This is a genomic window from Paraburkholderia sp. LEh10 (genome assembly GCF_017814945.1).
Lineage (GTDB): Bacteria > Pseudomonadota > Gammaproteobacteria > Burkholderiales > Burkholderiaceae > Paraburkholderia.
On sequence record NZ_JAGIPX010000002.1, the window covers coordinates 258,166 to 279,698 of the forward strand.

The window sequence follows — 21,533 nt, forward strand, 5'->3', positions numbered from 1 at the left end:
GGGCCGCATCAGCATGGACGCATTGGTGTGCGTTCGACAAAACACTTATCCGTCGCGCAATCATGTTCACGTAAGCCGTGTTGCACGGCCGAACGATTTTCGGTTTGCAGCGCGAAATGATGGAGATCAAAAGCCGCGGACCCCATGCACGCGCATGCGGTCCGCAAAACCTGCGTTGGCCGGGCTTGCCTGATTCGATGAATATCAGCGTCGCACGAGGCCCATCACCAACGTCACGATGAAAATGATAAGGAACAGGAAGAACAGGATCTTTGCAATGCTGGCCGCGCCCGCTGCAATTCCGCCGAAGCCAAATACAGCAGCGATGATTGCAATGATGAAGAAAACCAAAGCGTAATAAAGCATGATCTAGCCTCCATTGCTGAGTGATGGTCCCGAGCGGCTCGCGCGGCGACGTGTTACCACCGGAGCAAGCCTTGTACCTATCACTAGCGAAACGGAAGCTTTCATGTCTGATGAATGCACCGATTGAGTAGACGTCCGCATCGTGGCAAATCCGGCCGCCGAGCACGGCGTGCGCCCAGCTTTCCCGCAGGCAGCGCATGCGTCGAGCAACGCTTCATATAGGTTTCGAGCGGTGAATGCTGACGCTGATTCCTATAGCGCCTGGGTCAGCGGCGGGCGGGCGCGACGGCGTTCACACGAATGCGCTCGGGCGCACACACGAGCATCACACTATGCGGGGAAGAAAACACATCCCGGGTGCGTAGTACCGTTTCGTCAGTGATCCTTATGTCATCGCGGGTGATGAGCCCAATGCCATAGGGAGTCAGGCGCTGCCCGGCGGCACGTGGGCGCCGCAAGCGTGCCGCGCCGCGGCGGTTCAGTGAACTGCGCGTCGCTGGCCTGCATGACCGGCTGACGGCACGCCGCCAAAACGCGCAAGGCAGCACGATGACCGTCACACAAACGACTCACAAGCCGGCATCACGTTTTCCCTCACCCGCACCTGACGCGCAATGTGTGCTACAGCGCATCGCGCGCCACCGAATGCTGGCAACTTCATCCCCATCATGTTGATCGTGCGGACGATGCTGCGCGCAAATTGCGCCTGCGATCGTCCCGGATGACACACCGCACGGATGCAGCATGTGTGTACGGCATGTTCCGGCGGGAGGCTGATGGCGTCACGTCAGCTCCGGACATCGGTACGCAATCGTGTTTTGCCGTGAATGACCACCAGCGAGGTAACAACCATGAGAATCAGGACATTGCTCGGGTCTGCGGCGGTGACCGTGACCTTGGTCCCGGCCCTTCTGCCCGTGCACGCGTGGGCTGACGGGCCGCGGTCAGCCTATGACAACGGCGGCGTAAGCGAAGCATCGCTCGATCCGGGCGAGGAGCAGATGACGGCCGACGAGGAAAACAACGCGCGCATGAAGGACCTGACCGACGCCTATCACAACGGCTACAACGCCCGCGCCAAAGAAGATGCCGAGACCTACGCATCGCTGCGGGATCAGTTGAAGCGCGCGTCAAAGGCGTCCACGCAGCAGCCGCCTCCGTTGCCGGCGGAGATGCCGCGCGATGAAGGCGCCCAGGTCAGGCGTGTGGCGCAGCCGCGCGTTGCACAGCAACCGTTGCAGGCGCAACCCGCCTACGACGATGACGCCGCGTCCGTGCAATATGCGCCAGCGCCAGCGCCAGCGCCCGCGCCACGGCCGCGATACCGGCCCGCGCCGATCTACACGCAAGCGCCCGTCTACGACGAAGCGCCGCCGGAAGAAGTCGAAACCGTGGTGTTTCAGCCGTACCAGCCGCCGCCCGTACATTACGTCCCCGTCTATCAGCCCGTCTACGTGAACCCGCCCGTGATGCCGATGCAGTATGCGGCCACGGTGCCTGTATACCGGTCGGGCTACTACGGTTATGGCTGGCGCGGTTACGGAGCCTGGCGCTAAATCCGCAGTGGCTTCGCAGACAGCGGCCCCGTTTGCAGGCAGCGCCTTCTCGTGAAGGCGCTGCCTGCACGCGCGTGCACTTGCGCTCGCGCGACGAAGCCCGATCACATCGTCACCACCCGAACTGACAATGCCGAAAAGGCACGGCGACCTGCAGGAAGACTAGTGACGAGCGGCCTCGAAGTCCTGGTGACGGCCTTGAACATCATGAAGCGCGCGCCTGGACAGGAACCACACGAAGCGGCGCGCGCGCCGTGCCTGTTGCGGCGCTCGATCCCGCGCGCGCGATGCGCTGGCGGCTCGCCCAGTCGCGCGCGGTGGCGAGCCAGCGTTGCGCTTCGTCGTGACGGCCGAGCTTGTGCAACACGTCGCCCTTGATGCCGCACAGTTGCGCGTAGTACCAGCGCTCGCCGTTGTCATCGGCGTGCCTGAGCGCGTCGTCGATGGCTTCGAGCGCTTCGCGGTGGCGCGCATCGTTCGCCAATGCGCTCGCCAGTTGACCCAATAGCGGCGATAGCTGCGCAAGATAGCCCGTCGCGCGCAACGCGGCAATCGATGCCGCCAGCCGTTCGATCGCAGCGGCGCCGGGCGCCGTCAGCGTCGCGAGCCAGGCGTCGTAGCATGCGCAGCACGCGCTCCAGATCGTCAGGCCAAAGCGCGTGGACAACTCGTGCAGCACGTCGATGCCATGCCGCGCGGCCGCCTGCTCGCCGTTGAAGAGCGCAATGGGAACGAGCGCTTCGACGAGCACATAGCACGTGACGATCTCATGGTCGTACTGCACGGCGGAATCGAAGCAGCGCGACGCGAGGTCATACGCGCCGCCGCGCTCGCCTTGCACCCACAGCACGCGCGCCAGCGTCGCGCGCGCGACGACGCCGTGATCGACGCGAAAGCCCGTCGTATGCCAGCGGTTCAACGGCTTTTCTTCGTATTCCTCGATCATCCGTTCGAGCAGTTCTCTCGCGCGCGCCTGGTCGCCTGCATAGTGTTGCGCAATGCCTTCGACGCGTCCCGCGAGCACGACATGAGTCGCGTTGCCCGTGCTGCGCGCGAGGTCGCCGAAGCGGCGCGCGAGCATCAGCGCATCGCGCGCGCGGCCCGCGTATTGATGCCAGTTCCACACGCCCCAGCGCGCCCGCGATGCATAGCTGCCGCAACCGGCCCGCACCGATTCGTTCAATACAAGGGTCCATGCCTCGCGTGTTTCGGCGAGCGGCCCTTCCGTGTAGACAAGCGCGGCGGCCAGCGCCGACACGAGCCGCAAGCGCGTCTCGACATCGACCTGCGCTGCGACGCGCCTGCCTTGCTGATCCTCGCTCTGCGCAATCAGCTTCAACGCGGCGCGCGCACGCGCGCAACATTCCTCGACGAGCGAAAGATCGAAGAGATACGGCACGGTCAGCGCAGCCAGCGCGATGCCCAGAACGGCGTCGCCGCCACCGCCGAGTGTCCAGTCGAGCGCCGTGCGAAGGTTCCCGAGTTCGCGCGTGAAGTTGCCGAGCCATTCGACGACCGGGCGCTCCGCCCATTGCTTCTGCGCCGTTTCGAACAGCTCGAGAAACAGCGCCGCGTGAGCGCTTGCCGCAGCCGCGCGTTCGCCGTTGTCGTCGAGTTGCTGCTGCGCGTAGGCGCGCGTCGTTTCCAGCAAGCGGTATCGATACGACGAGCCTTCGAGGTCGGTCGTGAGCAGCGAGCGCGCGACGAGGCCGCTCACGGCATCGAGCGCTTCCATGCGTGTCAGCCCGGCGCGCCCGGCCATCGCGCACGCAAGTTCGAGCGTGAAGCCGTTGACGAACATGCCCAGCCAGCGCAACAGCTTCTGCTCATCCGCGCTCAGCAGGCGGTAGCTCCAGTCGAGTGTCGCCTTCAGCGTCTGATGGCGCGGCAAAGCGGTGCGGCGCCCGCCCGTGAGGATGCGCAAGCGGTCATCGAGGTGCGTCGCAAGCAAACCGATGCCGAGCACGGCCGCGCGCGACGCCGCCAGTTCGAGCGCGAGCGGAATGCCGTCGAGCCTGCGGCACACTTCGCTCATCAAACGAAGGCTGGCTTCGTCGAGCGAAAACTGCGCGCCGTCCGCCTGCGCGCGCGCGAGAAAGAAGCGCACGGCGGGCGTGTTCAGGACGTCGGCGCAAGGGTCGTCCGGGGTCGGCACCGCGAGCGGCGGCACCTGGTACACGATCTCGTCGCGCACGCGCAGCGCTTCGCGGCTCGTCGCCAGCACGCGCATGCGGCTGCCCGCACCCGTCAGCGCCTCCGAGATCGCCGCGACGATCTCCAGCACCTGCTCGCAACTGTCGAGCACCACCAGCGCCTCGCGGTCGCGCCATTCGCCCGCGATCTGCGCGAGCGCCGCGCGGCTCGCCGAAAGCCGGCTGCCCGTCGCGAACGCAAGCGCGTCGAGCGCCGACGGCGCGTCATGGACAGCAGCGAGCGAAACGAACACGACGCCGTCCACGAACTCATGCTGGGTCGCATGCGCGATCTCGACGGCAAGGCGCGTCTTGCCGATGCCGCCCGTGCCCACGAGCGTGACTGTCTGATGCGCGCGCAGCGCGGCCGCGATGCCCGAGAGCGCGTCTTGCCTGCCGACCAGTTCGGGAACGCGTGCGGGCAACGGCTGGCGCGCGGGCCTCCCGGCTTCGGCGGCCGGGTTGCCGTCCTCGTCGGCCGCGCCGGGTTGTTCCGGGGCGCAACGCGCCGGCGGCCCATCGTCGTTCATGATCAGGCGATAGCCGCGGCCAGGCACCGTGCAGATGCGGTCGCGCTCGTCGCCGAACGCACGGCGCAGCGCGGAAATATGGACCTGCAGATTGTTCTTTTCGACGACCGTCGTCGGCCAGACGCCGCGCATGATGTCGTCTCGCGACACGAGCCCGCCATCCGCCGCGATCAGCAGCGCGAGAATGTCGAATGCGCGGCTGCCGATCGCGACCTTCCGACCATCGAGACGCACTTCGCGATGATCGAGCGAAATCTCGAGTTGACCGATCTTGATCGTCATCATCTGAAGAGGTGATGTTGAATACCGTGAAAGGGATCGCAGACCGAACAAGGAGTGTACAACGGACAAAACCCTTCAACATGGCGATTGGCCGGCCCTGCCGATGCAATGCGTTGCTAGTGAGCCGAGGTTGGCGGGACGGTTTCGTTCGAACGGTGCACGAGCGCCGCACATTTGCATCGGCGGCGCCCGCATTCACGCCGGCAGCGTTTCAGCTGGCGTTTAAGGTGGCGTTTAAGGTGATGCGGGTGTCACCTGCCGTTCTCGACGACGGCCGCGCCGTTGCCGGTCGCGAGCGGCAAGCGCATCTTGCGCGTGACGTGCTGCAATGCGACGAGCCGCCGGATATCGGGGGCTTTCGATTGCAGGTCGATGCCCTTCGACATGCCCTCGATCAGCGAAGCAGCCCGCGCCGTCTCCTGCCGTTCGAGCAGATGATCGACGAGGTTCAACAGCGCGCGCAGCTCCAGCATCGGCGCGCATTGGTCTCGCGCGGTCTGCATTGCGTCGAGCAGATGGCGCCGCCCTTGCGATTCGAACTCGTCGGCCATTGCGGCGCGGCCACCCGCCTGAGTCGCGCGCGCCTGCTCCAGCGCCGTCACGCCCATCACACGCTGAAGCTCGGCGATGAAGAAATGCTCGCCCTGCACATGACAGAATTCGAGCGCCTCGTCGAGCCTCGCCCATGCTTGCGCGAAGCGTCCCGTTCTCGCGAGCGCTTCCGCGCAGACCGCGATCGTCGGCGTGAGCACCCGCCGAAAGCCGCAGGACATGAGCCGTTGCAGCGGGGGTTCGAGCTTCGCGAGGCCCGTCTCGGGCCGCCCCATCAGAATCTCAAGATGTCCTGCATGACACTCGCTATAGGTCTGCCAGATCTCGAAGCCGTTCACGGCCGCCTGTGACTGCAGCACGGCGACATACCGCGCCGCCGTTTCGATCTCGCCGCATTGCAGCGCAACGGGCACGGCGGCGACGGCGAGCACATGGCTCAGCGACGGCTCCAGCATGTCTGGCCGGATCGAATTGACGACTCTCTCGACGAGCTGCATCGCGCGCTCGGGATGCCCCTGCATCCACGTGATGCGCGACAGCGTGCCGCTGCCGAAGTTGAAGGGATCGACGGCAAGGCCGAGGCTGTCCGGCTGCACGGGCCCGAGTTCGAGGAAGGCCGCCAGCGCCCGCTCCAGCCGCCCGCGCGCCTGCTCGTGCTCGCCGAAGCAATGCAGCGAGACGGCGATCATCTCGGCGGCGAGAACCTGCTGCCAGCGCGTGCCGCGATGCTCCGCAAACGCCTCGAAGCGCGTCGCGAAGCGAAACGATGCATGAATGTCCGAGCACGCGAGCGTCGTGTTCCACGCGCCCCAAAGCGCGCGCGCCTCGAAGGCGGCGTCGCCCGTCTGGCGAGCCAGCATCAGCACGCGCTTCCACAGCGTCTGCGCCTCGTGCACCGCGCCGCCCGTATGCAGCAGCGTCGAAGCGTACGCCGCGCACAGGCGCATTTCGCACAGGGTATCGACGGATCGCGGCGGCAGCGTATCGAGCGCCGCCAGAGCGCGCCCCGCCCGCTCGTAGCATTCGTGAACCAGCGACGACTGCAGCAACGTCCCCACCAGCGAACCCGCCAGCGCGACGCCCAGCGCCGGGTTGCCGCCCGGCGAAAAGGCCCATTCGAAGGCCGCGCGTGCATCGTCGAGCGCGAGTCGCGGCTCGCTTCCCGGCAGGCCCTGCGCGGCGTCGCCGACCAGCATCCTGCCGTGCTCGATCCGCTCCTGCAGATAGTGCATGTGGCGCGTCGCGATATGCTGCAGCTCGCCCTCGTCGCGCAGCTTCTCCATCGCATAGGCGCGCGTCGATTCCGTCAGCCGGTATTGCGCGACCGCACCGCTAAACCCGACCGTCAGCAGCGACTTCGCCGCCAGCTCGCTCAGGCTGGAAATGACCGACGCGATGGGCATGTCGGGCTCGGTTGCGACTGCGCACACCGCGTCGAACGTGAACGCGCCCGCGAAGAAGCCGAGCCGCCTGAACAGCATCCGCGAATTGTCGTCGAGCAGCGCGTAGCTCCAGTCGAAGGTCGCACGCAGCGTCTGATGGCGCGGCAGCGCCGAACGCAGCCCGCCCGTCAGCAGATTCAGGCGGTCGTCCAGACGCGACGCCACGCCTTCGATGCCGAGCGTCGCCACGCGCGCGGCCGCGAGCTCGATTGCGAGCGGCAGGCCTTCGAGGCGCCGGCAGATTTCACCGACGACGCAGATGGCGGCTTCGTCCGCGCCGCATTCGGGCGCGACCGAGCGGGCACGGCGCAGGAACAGCTCGACGGCCGAATGCGCGAGGACGTCTTCGGCGCACGCGCCGCGCGCGGGCACGGCAAGCGGCTCGACGCGGATCACCGACTCGGCCCAGATATGCAGCGGCTCACGGCTCGTGACGAGCATGCGCAGCGCCGGATTGCGCGCGGCCAGTGTCTCGACGAGACTCGCGACCACGTCGATCACGTGCTCGGCATTGTCGAGCACGAGCAGACAGGGCGCGGCCGCGACGGCATCGGCGAGACTCTCGTGCGTCAGAAAGTCGTCGGTGGCCTCGATGTGCAACGCGAGCGCCAGTGTCCTGAGCACGGCATCCCGCGACGACGCCTTCGCCAACTCGACGAAGCACACGGGCTCGCCCCGGCCGCGCGTCTCACGTGCAACGTGAACGGCCAGACAGGTCTTGCCGATGCCGCCCGCGCCGACCAGCGTGACGACGGCTGCATCGCGCAGCCGCGCGACGATCTGCGCGACCTCGCGATCACGGCCGACCAGTGTCGCCGCCGCATAGGCGGGCAGCCCGCCGCCGTTCGTCGCGGCGCAGCCATGCCGCTCACGCGCGGCGGCATGACCGTTCGCCGCGACGAGCAGATAGCCCCGGCCCGGCACGGTCTTGATGAGTTCGCGGTCCGCACCGAGCATCTTGCGCAGCGCGGCGACGTGAACCTGCAGCCGGTTCTCCTCGACGGCCGCGCCCGGCCACACGGCATCCATGATCGCGTCCTTCGACACGATGCCGCCGTTCGCGCGATACAGCACTTCGAGGATGTCGAAGGCGCGGGCGCCGATGCGCAGCGACCGGCCATGCTGACGAATCTCCCGCTGTTCGAAGTTCACGAGCAATGTGCCGATCTGAATCATGGCCGCCTCCGTGAAACGCGCTTCACGATCGCAATCCAATCGATGATATGCAGCTGGTTGAAAGCCGACGCTCGGGCGCGCCAGCCTGGCGATACGACACGTATTGACTGGCTCGCGTGCTTCGCCGGGACCTCGCGGCGACGTCGCCGCGACGTCACCGTTTAGCAGTTTCAGTAACGTCGAAGGAGTGAACTGGCTGGCTAAAACAGAATATTTGTGAACCGATTGTAATCACGCGGTAACTGCGTGTCTTGAATAATAGTGACGTGATTTGTTTTTGTGCGCCCTTTTGTGCGCCCTTTTGTGCGCCCTTTTGTGCGCCCTTTTGTGGACCCTTTTGTGGGCCTGGTTCGATTCGCCGATGCGCACAGCGCGACGTTCAAGGCCTTGCGTCAAGCTGTGCATGACGGGAAAATCGGCCGAAATGCCGTCGTGAATTCACTTGCGGCTAACGATGCACGACGCGGACATATTAAAAGCCGGAATACGCTGTTTTTAATTTGACTTCTTTTGCTTGCGTATAAACTGGCTCGATTATGTTTCGCAGTCGATGCATGAATCGAGGACATGGCCCATGGCGACTGACGCACTTTCCGCGCCGGGCGCGGCAACCAAGCCCAAGGACACGCTCGGATGCGTGTCGAGCAAACTGCGCAAGGATATCGAATTAGACACGGGCGACATCCGCTTGTATCGCAAGTGCATGGAAGACGAACATCTGGACCGCGTCGCCATGCCCGCGTGCGACCGGGGTTTTCTGGTCGGCGTTGCGCTGAACGATGGGCACCGGCGAAATATCTTTAACGGCCGGCGCGCCATCGCAAGGCAATTCGAAACGGATTCGATTTATATCCGCGATTTTTCAGAAGACTATCGCGCTGACCTTTACGGCAATTTCGATTTCGTGCTGGTCGAATTATCGCGCGCGTTCTTCACGCGGCTCGGCGACGAGCTCGACGGCCCGGCCATCAGCGGACTCGCCTGCGCCGACGAACAGAAAGACCCCATGCTCGGCCATCTCGCGCGTGCGCTTGCCGTCCATCTGGGACAACCCGGCGCGTCCCGCTCGCTGTTCGTCGAGCAGATGGGCATCGTGATCGGCACGCACGTCGCGCAGCGCTACGCCAATCTTCGCGCGCCCAGCCCGCGCGCGAGGGGCGCGCTATCGCAGGCTCACGAAGCGCGCGCCAAAGAGCTGCTGATGGCGCGGCTTCGGCAAGGCGCGTCGATAGCCGACGTGGCGAGCGAATGCAACCTGTCGCGCAGCTACTTCATCCGCGCCTTTTCGCGCACGACGGGGCGCACGCCGCATCAATGGCTGATCGAGCAACGGGTTGCCCAGGCCCGGCAACTGATCGAAGCGTCCAACATGACGCTCGCGGAGATCGCGATCTGTTGCGGCTTTGCCGATCAAAGCCATCTGAGCCGCGTGTTTCTGAAGGTGGTCGGCGCGTCGCCGGGCGCATGGCGGCGCGCGGCTGTCCGCTAGCGGAGCAGGATGGCGCGGTCGCGAGCAATCTTCGTTGCCTTGCGCGAACGCTGCTCGATACGTCATCCTGTCGACGACGTTCCATTCAATGCTTCGACGCGCGCGCAAGACGAACGCGATTCGCTTGCGCGCGACGCATCTTCGAGAGCGCCATCCATGAATCTGTCCTTTGATGGTTGGTCGAAAAAAACTGAAGCTACTGTTCAAAAAAATTTGAGCTAGTTGGTCCATTCCGATCCCAGCACCAGTCCGCAGAAATTCAGGCGCCGGTAATCGGGGTCCCACCTGTCGAGCACGTCCGCGTTGATCGTGCCGAACGTCGTTTCGGGACGCTGCTCCATACCACGTGCATACGCTTCGATCAGCTTCGTCTTGAAGCCTCGCTCACGCGGAAACGCCTGCACGATTTCGTCGCGCTGCTGCGCGGTGAACTCGTGGTAGCGCGCGCCGCGCACATCCATCTGCACGCCCGCGCTGACGAGCGCGACGAGCGGCGTCATGTGCTCGGGGATGCCTGGCGTCGTATGCAGCGCGATTGCGTTCCATACCTCCGTGACGGCCGGTTCCTCGACACGATGAGCGCGCAGGAACGCACGCGCCTCGTTCGCGCTGTCGATTTCGAAGCGGCGCGGCGAACGGCTGTAGCGCGCATTCAGGCCGGCGTTGTGAAACAGCGCGCCGATATAAAGCAGTTCGGCATCGAATGTCCGCGCCTCGCTGTGGCCCGTCAGCGCGCCGAACAAAAACACACGCAGCGCGTGATGAAACAGCAGCGCAGGCGAGACGTCGCGAATGTATTCGACGGCTGCGCGCGCCAGCGCGCTATCGGGAATCTCGACGCCGGCAATGCTCTTCTTCATGTTCGCTCCTTCGACACTCAGAACAGCTTAGCCACGCCGTCCAAAGAATACTTTGTCGGGGCCTTAAAAATCCTGAATGAGCACGATGAAATACACGCAAGGCGTCCTTAAGCGAATCGATGACGCGCCTTACGAAGCGGATCGACCTGAAATTTTATTAATGCACCCGCGCGACCTATACCTGCGTATGAGGGGACTACAACTTCGATTAGCCGGGCGTCCCAATGTACGATGGATCATTGCGCCGCCTCGATTTATCTTTGTCTCAAGCGAAAAAAGTTGGATCACACGATCAGACAGCACGAGGTGAACGGTTCCATGGACAAGATCTTGAGCATGCGCATCTTCTCGCGCGTCGTCGAGACGGGAAGCTTCAGCGCCGTTGCAGAGCATATGAATTGCAGCACGGGAAGCGTGTCGCGCGCGGTGTCGTCGCTGGAGGACCAGTTGCGGGCGCGGCTTCTGCAACGCACGACGCGCAGGGTCTCGCTGACGGAGCCGGGCGAGCGCTACTACCAGAAGTGCAAGAAGATCCTCGCCGATCTCGATGAAGCAGAAGCCGAAGCAGGCGATGCGCACACCTGCGCGCGCGGCACGCTGCGCGTGCATTGCGTGACGGATCTCGGGCTCGGACAGTTGACGCACTCGATCATCGAGTATCGCAAGCGGTTTCCGGCCGTTGCCGTGCAGCTGAAGTTTCTGCCGCGCATGGCGAATCTGCTGGAAGACGAGGTGGACGTGTCCATCGTATCGGCGCCGACGCTGCCCGATTCGCGCAACGTCTGCAAGCTGATCGGCCAGTCCGAGCGCGTGCTGGCGGCCGCGCCCGCCTTTGTTCAGACACATCGGATCGAAAGCGTGAGCGACCTCGACGAGCACGCGCTGACACCCGTTCCTTTTCAAGTCGAGCCGGGCGGGCATCAGACGAGGCTCAGCCTCGTGAAGCCGGCGGCCCACGACGCGGGCGGCCAGTTCGTCATCAACGACATCGAGGCGACCCGCATCGCGGCGCTGGCAGGCGCGGGCGTCGCGGCGCTGCCCGCGCATTGCATTGACGACGACATTCGCGCTGGAAGGCTGGTTCAGTTGTTCCCCGAGTCCCGCCTTCAAAATACGAGCGTGTTCGCCGTTTATTCATGTCGGCATCATGTCGATGCGAAGATCAAGACCTTCATCGACTTTCTGACGTCGCACCTGAGAGAAGCGCTCGATCGCGGCTTTTTGAACGGGCGCCGACGCGAGACCTTCAGCCGTCTCGCGCGCGTAGTGGAGAATGTATGATGCGCACCCTCAACTTTCCCCATTTCCGGGCAGGCTACGCGATTGCGGCCTGCGGCATCGCACTGGCCGCGATCTGCGCGTACCAGGCGCCCGGTCTGATGCAGGCGATCCTCGTCGTGGGCGCGAACGCTCAGCTGCCACTCGAACGCCTCGCCGCCGAAGCCGCCGGGCCAACCGATATGTCGACGCCCGTATCCGCCACGTCCGCCGCGTCGTCATGGAAGGAGCGCACGCCGGCCCAGGCGCGGCCCGCGATGCAGAAGCTCGGTTCGTACGGCCAGCCGGAGCGCAACCGGCGCGCACATCGGATCGCGCCGGGCTATGAGCGCAGCGTGACGGGGTTCAAGTACTGGACGTAAGCGCATAACACATCCCTTCCCGGCACACGATGCCGGACACGCGCCGCCGTCGCGAGCTAAAGCTGCCCGGCGCACCCCCGCGATGGTGGCGCGTGCGGCTGTTCCGTTCGCCCCGGCTGATTCGCAATGGCGTGAGAGTCGTGCGCGCAAGAATGACTCGCAAACACGCGCGCACACACGGCGCAAACACGCGCGCAAAAAATCAAAGCCGAAGCGCAATAGCGGGCGCCGCCACGCGCGGCACAATCTTTCAGGCCTCTCGCGCCTGTTCCTCGACGAAGCGGGCCAAAGCCTCGACACGTTCGATCGCCTGATCGAGTGCTGGCGTCAGCGTCGAGCGCAAATGATCCAGCAGCATGCGGACCTTCGCTTCGACATAGCGGCGCGACGGATAGACGGCAAACACGCTGAACGGCTTGAGCCTGTATTGCGGCAGCACGCGCATCAGCTTGCCGGCGACGAGATCGTCGACGACGGAATACGTCGCGAGCGTGCCGATGCCCGCTCCCGCGAGCAGCGCCGCGCGCATCACATCGGGCACGTTGACCTGCAACGGCGACTTCGCAAGCGTGATGACGTGCGCATCGTGTGCGCTTTCGAGGTGCCATTCGTCGGGCAGCGACGCGGGTGATTCGAGCCTGAGCAGGCTGTGCGACGCAAGATCGTCGCGCGTGAGCGGCATGCCGTTCTGCTTCACGTAGTCCGGAGAAGCGACCATGACCGCATAGGCGGAGCCTAGCGACTGCGCGATGTAGACGGAATCGGGAAGCTGCGTCGCCGAAATGAGCGAGATGTCATAGCCCCCCTCGACGAGGTTGGGCATGCTCTGTTCGATTTTCAGCTCGATGGAGACGTCGGGATAAGCGCGCTGATAGCTGACCAGCGCGGCCGTGGCCATGCCTTGCGCAAGGCCCGGCGAGCAATGCAGCCGCAGCTTGCCGGAGGGCGACAGACCCGCGTTGCGCGCTTCGTCGGTGGCCGCATCGAGGTCCGCGAGGATCGCCTTCGCACGCTCATAGAAGCGGCTACCGGATTCCGTGAGCGACAGGTGGCGCGTCGTACGATGCAGCACGGCCGTCTTCAGCTGCTCTTCGAGCGCCGTGACGGCGCGCGAAACCTGCGCCGCCGTCACGTTGTTCTCTTTCGCAACGGCCGTGAACGACCCCGTCTCGACCACCCGGACGAAGATGCGCATGCTGCCGACGATGTCTGCCATTCGCTGACTCGGGCAAAGTGAAGGACCAGTCCTGCACGGCACGCCTGTTCGCGGACGGTTCGCGGATGGATGGCGGCCTCAGACGGGCACTATGCCACAGCCGCCGCCGGGGCCGCATCGCAGGGGACGCAGTCTTGCGCCCGCACAGCACGCGCTGCGCCGCTCAGAGGATTTCGGCGTCCCTGAGCACGCAGGCGAGGATCATCGCTTCCGCATTGACGGGCGCGGGCCGGGCATTCGGCTTGTACACCGCGTCGCCGGGATGGATCGCCTGTCCGCTCATCGCGCAGAAGCCCGATGCGCGGGCGCGCGCCATGCGCCACACCTGATCCCCGAAACAGCCGCGCGTCGAATCGCGCCACGCAATGGTGGCCGTCGACGACGTCGGCCGGTCAATCAGCGTCACCGCGGCGTCGAAGCGCTTGTCGGCGCCGCGCGCCGTCCCGCGCAATGGCGCGACGCATTGCTGCGCGGCCTCGACGCGCGACGAAGGTCCCAGCAGACCGATGGTTTGCGTCCAAGGGTCCATCGCGTTAGCGTTTGCCAGCATGTCGAAACTCCTGTTGGAAAGCGGTCGGGTCGGGCAGTGCTTCTGGACTGTCGGTCGAACGGGCGCGTTTAGCGCGCGTCGTTCGACTTCTCTTTCCAGCGGAACGGCGTCTCGCCGACGAACTTCTTGAAGACCGTCGTGAAATGCGCCTGAGAACGGAAGCCGCAGCTCAACGCGACGTCCATCACGTTGTGCTTCGACGTCGTCAGCAGATGCTGCGCATGCTCGACGCGCCGCCGCAGCAGATATTCGTGCGGGCGCAAACCCGTTGCGCGGCGAAACTGCGCGGCGAAATGCATGCGCGTGAGACCGGCGCTCGAAGCGATTTCGGCAAGCCCGATCGGCTGGGACAGATGCGCGTCGACGAATTCGATCACGCGATTCATGCGCCACTGCGGCAACGGCGCGGCCTCGCGCGAGCGCCGCGTCGCCCGCGCGTAATGGCGCGCGACGACGCGCGACACGATGGCGAGGCTCACGCTATCGGTGAAGAGCTTGCCGAGCGCGGCATCGGCGCTTTGCGACACGGCGAGCGCCTGGCCAAGACGCTCCAGCACGGGATCGCGAATCAGCTGCGGGTCGTCGAGCACGATCTCGTCTGCGCGCGGTTGCTGGAACAGATCCTGGTAGCACTCCGCAAGAACCTGTTGCGACACGAACAGATGCAGCACATCGGCGGAAGAAGTGAACTCCGCCCTGGTGGGGACGCCGGGCGCCGTCACCTGCACCGCGCCCGCCGTCAGGCGGCCGTGCACGATCCTGCGACCCGCGTGATCGAACGTGAGCGCCGCGCATTTCACGTTGAGGCCGATGCAGTGATCGGCCACGCTCCCTGCGTTGGTCACTTCGAGCGGCGCGTCGCCTGCATGCGTCCAGCGCGCGACGACGACGTTGCCCGGCTGCGGCGATGCGTCGGCGAGCAGCGCGTTGACGCTGCGCCAATGCTGTTCGGCGACAATGGGGGATGCCGGGTGGCGCGGCATGCCGCCGGCTTGCAGGGCGGGGTGTTCGAGGATGATGCTGGTCATGGCTGATCCGTCCGATACAGTGATGGGGTTGCGGCAAATGCAACGGCGCCGCGATGGATCAAAGTTAATCGCACGGACCTGGCGCGACTAGCCGTACATACGGTTGCCGACGCAGTCGAATGGTTGAGTCAACCTATATGAAGGTTTAATGGCGCAGTCGGGCGATGCATGCGCCGCGGCGCGCGTGATGGCGCGTAGTGGGCGCGTGATGGACGCGCAACGGACGCGCAATGGCGCGTAGTGGGCGCACAGATGCGCGCGCCGTTCACCGCAAGGCGCGGTGCGGACACGGAAGATACCGAGGGAATGAACGATGAACGCCACACGGCGTTCATGCCGCGCGCGCGGCGGGTGACGAAGACGCGAGAGATATGGCGGCCGATATGGCCGGCGACAGTCTCGACGAAAGCGCAATGCGCCTGAGCGCCGCCTATGAGCCCCGTTGCGTGCGCGGCGGCGAGCCGGATTCCAGCGACTTGACGCCCAGCGCCTCCGCCTTCAGAACGAAGTCGGCGAGCGAGCGCGATTCCATTTTCTTCATTGCCTGGCCGCGATGAATCTTCACGGTGATCTCGCTCAGGTTCATCTCGGCGGCGATCTGCTTGTTCATCAGGCCGCTGGCGACAAAGGCCATCACTTCGCGCTCGCGCGGCGTCAGCGACTCATACCGGCGGCGCAGATCGGAAACCGAACGTTCGGACTTTCGCCGTTCCTCGTCCTTCGTGAGCGCGCTTGCGACGGCATCGAGCATGTCCTGATCGCGAAACGGCTTCGCGAGAAAATCCATCGCGCCCGCCTTCATCGCCTTGACGGACATCGCGATGTCGCCGTGCGCCGTCATGAAGATGATGGGCACGCACACGTCGCCCGCCGCGATCTGCTCCTGCACGGCGAGGCCGCTCTGGCCTTTGAGGCGCACATCGAGTATCAGGCAGCTCGGCATATCGGGCTTGTCGAACGACAGAAACTCCTGCGCGGACGCAAATGCTTGCACCCGCAGGCCGACTGAGCGCAGCAACATGCTGACGGCCGCGCGCATCGAATCGTCGTCGTCGACGACGTAGACGATCGACTGGTTGGGGTCGTTCATTTCATCACTGCTCATCACACGTTCCTTTATCGAGCGGCAATATGAATTGCACCGTTGAGCCCTGCCCTTCCTGAGACTCGGCCCAGATGCGGCCGCCGTGCGCTTCGACGATGGAGCGGCAGATCGACAGGCCCATGCCCATGCCGTCCGCCTTGGTCGTGAAGAATGCGTTGAAGAGACGCCCCAGATTCTCTTCGCTGATGCCCGTCCCCGAGTCTTCGACGGCGACCTGCGCGTAGTGGCCGTCAAAGCGGTCGTCGAAGCGGCCCGTGCAGACGCGCAGGCGCTTCGCCCGGTCTGTCACGCCCGCCATCGCCTGCACGCCATTCATCACGAGATTGATGACGACCTGCTGCAACTGGACGCGATCGGCGCAAACGAGCGGCGCCCGCTGCGCGTACGACGCCTCGATCTCGACGCGCGCGGCGTCCAGTTCGCGCCGCACGAGTTCAATCGATTCTCTCACGATCACGTTCAGATCGAGCACCGCCTCGCTCGGATCACGTTTCTGGGCCATCGCGCGGATTTGCCGGATCACGTCGGTGGCGCGCTTCGCGTCGCGCACCATCTGGTCGATCGAATGACCGACTTCGCCGAGATCCGGTTTGGGCCGGTTCAGCCAGCGCCGCGCGGCGTCCCCCGCCGTCACGATCGCGGCCAGCGGCTGCGTGACTTCGTGCGCGATCGACGCGGCCAGCTCGCCGAGCATCGTCACGCGCGTCACGTGCGCGAGCTCGGCCGTCGAGCGGTCGAGCGCGTCCTGCGCGAGCTGGCGCTCCGTCACGTCCATCAACGCGCCCACGTATTCAAGGTTCGCCGTCTGCGGCGCGGCCAGATGCGCGACATAGTGCACGTGCTTGACGCGGCCGTCGGGCATGCGCAGCCGATGCTCGACGTCGATGTACGGCATGCCCGGCAGCCCCCGTTCGTAGGCCTCGCGCACGAGCGCGAGATCGTCGGGATGCGCGCGCGCGACGATCAGTTCCATGGAGGGCGTGACGTGCTGCGGGTACTCGAAGATCCGGTAGACCTCGTCGGACCACCACATCTCGCCCGTGGGCAGGCGCGTGCCGATGCTGCCCGTGCGGCTCAGGCGCTGCGCGTCGGACAGGAAGGCCTCGCTGCGCTCCAGCGCTTCTTCCATCTGCTTGCGCTCCTCGATGTCGGTATTGACACCGTACCAGCGCAGAATATGCCCCTCCCGATCGCGCAGCGGTTCGGCGCCGATGTGCATCCACCGGTATGAGCCGTCGCTGTGACGGATGCGCGAGACGTTTTCGAACGGCTTGCCCGTCGCTATCGCGCCGCGCCACGCCGCGTACATCGCGTGCCAGTCGTCGGGATGGACGATCGAGGTCCACACGTCGCCGCTGTTGCCCTCCAGCGAGACGCCCAGCGCATTCCAGCGCCGGTTGATATAACTCAGCTCGCCGTCGCACGACGAACTCCACACCATGCCCGGAATCGCGTCGATGGTCGCGCGCAACTCGTCCTGCTGGCGCTGCAATTCGGCTTCCATGCGCTTGCGCAGCGTGATGTCGTTATTGGTGGCCAGCACCGCGCGCGGCTTGCCCTTGTCGTCGCGCCATAACGCAAAGCGGCTCGATACGATGACCGTGCTGCCGTCGCTGCGCACACGCTGCAGCTCGCCCTCCCAACTGCCCGTGCGCACCACCTCGTCGCGCAGCTCGTCGAGGGGAATCGACGAACTGGTGCGTGTCAGGTCGTGAATGCGCTGTCCGATCGCCTGGCTCGCGCTCCAGCCGTACAGCGCTTCCGCGCCCTGATTCCAGAACGTGATGCGATCGCTCATGTCGTACGCGACGATCGCGTCGTGCGTGAGATTGAGCAACTGGATCTGCTCCTGGAGCCGCGCCGTGTTCGCCTGGTTGCGCAGCGCGAGAAACGATGTGATGCCGATCGCCAGCAGGCTCACGATGCAGCGCGCGACCGGGCCGCCTGAATAGTTCCCGTCGTGCGACATCGCGAAAGCGACCAGCGTCAGCGCGGCGCAGGTCCATGCCGTCGCGATCGCGGCCTGGCGTGAGGCCGTCGACGCGACGAGCAGCACGACCACCACGTAAAGCACGGCAATGGCGATGTCGAGCGGCGTCAGCGCGTCGATCACGAAGACGATCACGGCAATGACCACCGCGAGGAAATAGAGAAAGCGTGCGTCGCGAGCCGACGTCATGCCTGCGCCCTGACGCAGCATCATGAGGCCCCGCGAGCGCGCAGTGCAGCAGGAATGAGGGGACACCACATCTTTGCCATAGGTGTTCCTTGCGAGCGGTTGCCAGCGGGCAGGGGAACCCCGGCACGCGCCGCTTGGCGCGGCGCGCGAAAGTCAGACATCCGGGAAGCCGGCCCATCCCGATCCGGCGTAAATTCTATCCGAATACACCCATCACCGATGACGCTGGGCCGCCGCGCGGCAGACAGCGCCCGCCTCATTCGCGACAGGAATTGTCGGGCCCGAGCTGCGCGAGACAGCGCGACACTTCGCAACCGTCGACGGGCTTCGTCAGCACGCACATCGCGCCGAGTTCGAGCGCCTGGCGCCGCACGGCGTCCGAAGCGAAAGCGGAGATGAAAATGATGGGCAGCGTCACGCCCTTGTTGAGCAAATGACGATACATATCGAGGCCGTTCATGCCGGGCATCTGCACGTCGGAGATGATGCAGGCGATACGGTTCACGGTGTCCGATGCGAGAAACGCCTCAGCCGATGCGTAAAGCCGGACATCCCAATCCAGCGAACGAACGAGGCTCGACATCGCGATGCGGACGGATTCGTCGTCATCGATGACGGAAGCGATCGGATTGTTGTGCAAGCGACTTTCCTCGGCCGTTAGTTGACAGCGGCACGATCCTGCGTGATGCCGTTCATGTTGAGTGCATCTTATGGGAATCGCTCCGGCGCGAGAATCATATGTAGGTATAGGGCAGCCACGCGTATGGACGTTTGAGCCCCTGCAGCGTGCGTTTCCAAAGCTGTTCGTGCGTTGTGGCAACCCGCGGGCGGGCGCAGTCCCTATTTGTGGGCGTCGCCGGCATGCGTCTGGCCGATCGACGATCGACGGGACCCCGTCCGGCTTTTCATGAGGCAAAGGACCCTATCGTGCCGGCAGTCGAACATCTCGAAGGCGCAGCGCGCGAACGCCTGATTCTCTTTCTCGGGCGCCGCATGCAGGAGTGCGATATCACGACGGAAGCGCTGCAGCATCGTGGACGTCGGCTTTTTTTTGCGCCGGCGGATGCACATGCGGGCGCGGCCTGCTTAAGCGGACCGTCCGTCGCGTGAGGCGTGACGCTCGGGCGGCATCGCGCCCGTCAGGACGTCGAGCACGAAGTCGTTCACGAGCGCGCGCGCTTCGCCCGACGTATTGCCGAACTCGGCGCCCACCAGAGTTTCTCCACCCTTCGTGCGCCGGTTACGCGCAATGCAGTTCAGCGGCGCCGTGCGTACGCGGCCCTCGCGCGAGAGCGGCAACGACAGCTTGAAATGCTCGCCGGGCGCGGGCGAATTCGAGTTCACGAGCAGGCCGACACCTGCCGCACTGAGATCGACCGCGCGTACTTCCGTGCCCGCCATTGTCCGGTCGTTTCTCGACAGACGCGCTGTCACGTCGATGCCGACACGGATATGCCGCCGCAGCGCACGCGAACGGACCTCGGCCGGGTAGCGAAGATAGAGCACATCGAACGGCGCCGCATGGCGGCCGACGATATCCGACTGGAATGCATGACGGTAGCGCCCTGCGATGAACTGCCCTTCGACGGCCTCGCCGGGCGCGAAGGCGGGATCGACGCCGGCGCCGTCGAGCAACAGGCTCGCGCCCTCCAGCATGCCGACGAAGCGCGTGCGCGCCGGCATTCCCGCGCCGCTTGCGAGCGCGATTACGAAATCTTCGGGCACGCAGCCGGCCGTCGGGAAAGGTCCGACGATGACCTGCTCGTCATGGCCGCGCCGCGTGCGCGCGGCAGGCGCAGGCGCACTGTCCTCTTGCGCGGACTTCGCGTCGTCGCGCTGCTCGCCGGGAAACATGTGCCTGAATGCGCCGAACGCGAAGAGCCTCTCGAACTGCTCCGCGCTTTGGACGCTGTGCCCGCGACCCATCAGAAGCCTCCCTTCTTCCGTGTAGACGGAAAACGGCAGCGGAGCTCCGATCGTGACTTCGCGTTGCGACAGCGGCACCAACGGCATGACCCGTACTCTCCTCTCGTGACCTGTTCGAATGCGCATCGCCCGCAAGTATGCACGACGACGCAGCCCTGACAAACAGAGCAAACGTTTGCATGGCTCAACAGTTGTTTTGTTCTTACAGGCCCGGCGACGGGCATAAAGGGGTACGGATCGCGCCCATTCGTACGACACATCAAGCATGGAGCGTCGCAGTGCTCTGTTCGTTGGCCCACATCGGAAAGCCATTGCTCCGCCTACCATGCGTTCTGCGTTTTCACATCCACAAAGGAAGCAACCATGGAAAGCACTCCGCGCATGGATTCGCGCGCCTCGCAAGCCGAACCGTCCCCCGACCGGCTGCTTCAACTGGGGATGGGGTTCTGGGCATCGAAGGCGCTGCTGTCCGCCGTCGAACTCGAAGTGTTCACGCATCTCGGCGACGGCCCACGCGATATCGCGCAACTCACCGAGGCACTCGGACTGCATCCGAGATCGGCGGCCGATTTCCTCGATACGCTGGTCGCATTGCAGGTGCTCGAACGCGAGGCCGGGCAATACAGCAATACGCGTGACGCCGCGCTCTTTCTGGACAAGTCGAAGCCCAGCTACATCGGCGGCTTGCTGGAAATGGCGAACACCAGACTGTACCCGTTCTGGGGCTCGCTGACGCAAGCGCTTCGTACGGGTGAGCCGCAGAACGAAACGAAGCATGGCGGCAATCTGTTCGACACGCTCTATGGCGACGAACAGGCGCTACGCGGCTTCCTCAAGGCGATGAGCGGCGTGAGTCTCGGTGCCGCAAAAGCCATCGCACAGAAGTTCCCATGGGAGAACTACCGAACCTTCATCGACATCGGCGCGGCACAAGGCGCATTGCCCGTGCAGGTCGCGCTCGCGCATCCGCATCTGTCGGGCGGCGGCTTCGACTTGCCCGCAGTCGGCCCCGTGTTCGACGAGTATGTGGCGGCGCACGGCCTGCAGGATCGTCTGCGCTTCTATCCCGGCGACTTCTTCAAGGAGCCGTGCCCGCAGGCGGACGTGCTCGTGATGGGACATATCCTGCACGACTGGGATCTCGAACAGAAGCGCGCGCTGCTCGCCAGGTGCCATGACGCGCTGCCCGCCGGCGGGTGCCTCGTGGTCTACGACGCGATGATCGACGATGAGCGCAGAGAGAACGCGTTCGGTTTGTTGATGAGCCTGAACATGCTGATCGAAACGCGCGGCGGCTTCGACTATACGGGCGCGCAATGCAGCGCGTGGATGAAGGATGCGGGCTTCACGCAGGTCCGCGTCGTGCCGCTCGTCGGCGCGGATTCGATGGTGATCGGAGTCAAGTGACGGCATGCGGCGCCTCGCCACGGACGGCCCGCGCCGG

General features: G+C 64.9%; 17 protein-coding genes. 6 read left to right on the forward strand and 11 right to left on the reverse strand.

All coding sequences use genetic code 11. The features are described from left to right. Window positions 1-204: 204 nt before the first annotated feature. The gene (locus tag J8I87_RS02820; RefSeq protein WP_209929914.1) at window positions 205-366 is read right to left on the reverse strand and encodes a DUF1328 family protein; all 162 of its coding nucleotides are present in this window, start codon (window positions 364-366) and stop codon (window positions 205-207) included. An 890-nt stretch (window positions 367-1,256) separates the two neighbouring features. On the opposite strand from J8I87_RS02820, the gene J8I87_RS02825 reads away from it, so the two are divergent. Continuing rightward, window positions 1,257-1,922 carry a hypothetical protein gene (locus J8I87_RS02825; RefSeq protein WP_313063662.1) on the forward strand — a complete coding sequence of 222 codons (666 nt, stop codon included), beginning with the start codon at window positions 1,257-1,259 and terminating at the stop codon, window positions 1,920-1,922. 205 nt (window positions 1,923-2,127) lie between these two features. On the opposite strand, the gene J8I87_RS02830 is transcribed toward J8I87_RS02825, so the two are convergent. Next, window positions 2,128-4,929, reverse strand: coding sequence for a winged helix-turn-helix domain-containing protein (locus J8I87_RS02830; protein WP_209929916.1), 2,802 nt, complete (start codon window positions 4,927-4,929; stop codon window positions 2,128-2,130). A 248-nt stretch (window positions 4,930-5,177) separates the two neighbouring features. Next, complete coding sequence (locus J8I87_RS02835; protein WP_209929917.1) at window positions 5,178-8,096, reverse strand: ATP-binding protein; 2,919 nt, start codon at window positions 8,094-8,096, stop codon at window positions 5,178-5,180. 574 nt (window positions 8,097-8,670) lie between these two features. Here J8I87_RS02835 and J8I87_RS02840 point away from each other — a divergent pair. Next, window positions 8,671-9,585, forward strand: coding sequence for an AraC family transcriptional regulator (locus J8I87_RS02840; RefSeq protein ID WP_209929918.1), 915 nt, complete (start codon window positions 8,671-8,673; stop codon window positions 9,583-9,585). Between the two features lie 218 nt (window positions 9,586-9,803). On the opposite strand, the gene J8I87_RS02845 is transcribed toward J8I87_RS02840, so the two are convergent. Beyond that, a complete protein-coding gene (locus tag J8I87_RS02845; protein WP_209929919.1) occupies window positions 9,804-10,445 on the reverse strand; it encodes an HD domain-containing protein in 642 nt (213 codons plus the stop codon). A gap of 318 nt (window positions 10,446-10,763) precedes the next feature. Here J8I87_RS02845 and J8I87_RS02850 point away from each other — a divergent pair, with 318 nt between their 5' ends. Further along, a complete protein-coding gene (locus tag J8I87_RS02850) occupies window positions 10,764-11,726 on the forward strand; it encodes a LysR family transcriptional regulator (RefSeq protein ID WP_209929920.1) in 963 nt (320 codons plus the stop codon). Next, window positions 11,723-12,085, forward strand: coding sequence for a hypothetical protein (locus tag J8I87_RS02855; RefSeq protein WP_245253657.1), 363 nt, complete (start codon window positions 11,723-11,725; stop codon window positions 12,083-12,085). Before J8I87_RS02850 ends, J8I87_RS02855 begins: the two co-directional genes overlap by 4 nt. A 250-nt stretch (window positions 12,086-12,335) precedes the next feature. On the opposite strand, the gene J8I87_RS02860 is transcribed toward J8I87_RS02855, so the two are convergent. The 6 genes from J8I87_RS02860 to J8I87_RS02885 form a co-directional block, all read right to left on the reverse strand. After that, entirely contained in the window at window positions 12,336-13,301 is a 966-nt protein-coding gene (locus tag J8I87_RS02860; RefSeq protein ID WP_209929921.1) for a LysR family transcriptional regulator, read from the reverse strand. Between the two features lie 163 nt (window positions 13,302-13,464). Beyond that, on the reverse strand, window positions 13,465-13,851 hold the full coding sequence (locus tag J8I87_RS02865) for a DUF3331 domain-containing protein (RefSeq protein WP_209929922.1): 387 nt from the start codon (window positions 13,849-13,851) through the stop codon (window positions 13,465-13,467). Between the two features lie 68 nt (window positions 13,852-13,919). After that, window positions 13,920-14,879 carry a helix-turn-helix domain-containing protein gene (locus J8I87_RS02870; protein ID WP_209929923.1) on the reverse strand — a complete coding sequence of 320 codons (960 nt, stop codon included), beginning with the start codon at window positions 14,877-14,879 and terminating at the stop codon, window positions 13,920-13,922. Window positions 14,880-15,309: 430 nt separating this feature from the next. Then, complete coding sequence (locus J8I87_RS02875; protein WP_209929924.1) at window positions 15,310-15,984, reverse strand: response regulator transcription factor; 675 nt, start codon at window positions 15,982-15,984, stop codon at window positions 15,310-15,312. Further along, complete coding sequence (locus tag J8I87_RS02880; RefSeq protein WP_209929925.1) at window positions 15,974-18,187, reverse strand: PAS domain S-box protein; 2,214 nt, start codon at window positions 18,185-18,187, stop codon at window positions 15,974-15,976. Before J8I87_RS02880 ends, J8I87_RS02875 begins: the two co-directional genes overlap by 11 nt. A gap of 232 nt (window positions 18,188-18,419) precedes the next feature. Next, window positions 18,420-18,803, reverse strand: a complete 384-nt coding sequence (locus J8I87_RS02885) for a response regulator transcription factor (protein ID WP_209929926.1) — start codon at window positions 18,801-18,803, stop codon at window positions 18,420-18,422. Window positions 18,804-19,090: 287 nt separating this feature from the next. Between J8I87_RS02885 and J8I87_RS02890 the strand changes: the two genes are divergently transcribed. Further along, entirely contained in the window at window positions 19,091-19,273 is a 183-nt protein-coding gene (locus J8I87_RS02890) for a hypothetical protein (protein ID WP_209929927.1), read from the forward strand. Here J8I87_RS02890 and J8I87_RS02895 read toward each other — a convergent pair. Continuing rightward, the gene (locus J8I87_RS02895) at window positions 19,250-20,176 is read right to left on the reverse strand and encodes a PilZ domain-containing protein (RefSeq protein WP_209929928.1); all 927 of its coding nucleotides are present in this window, start codon (window positions 20,174-20,176) and stop codon (window positions 19,250-19,252) included. The two genes, J8I87_RS02890 and J8I87_RS02895, sit on opposite strands and share 24 nt — an antisense overlap. 276 nt (window positions 20,177-20,452) lie before the next feature. Between J8I87_RS02895 and J8I87_RS02900 the strand changes: the two genes are divergently transcribed. Beyond that, on the forward strand, window positions 20,453-21,496 hold the full coding sequence (locus J8I87_RS02900; protein ID WP_209929929.1) for a methyltransferase: 1,044 nt from the start codon (window positions 20,453-20,455) through the stop codon (window positions 21,494-21,496). The last annotated feature ends 37 nt before the right edge of the window (window positions 21,497-21,533 follow it).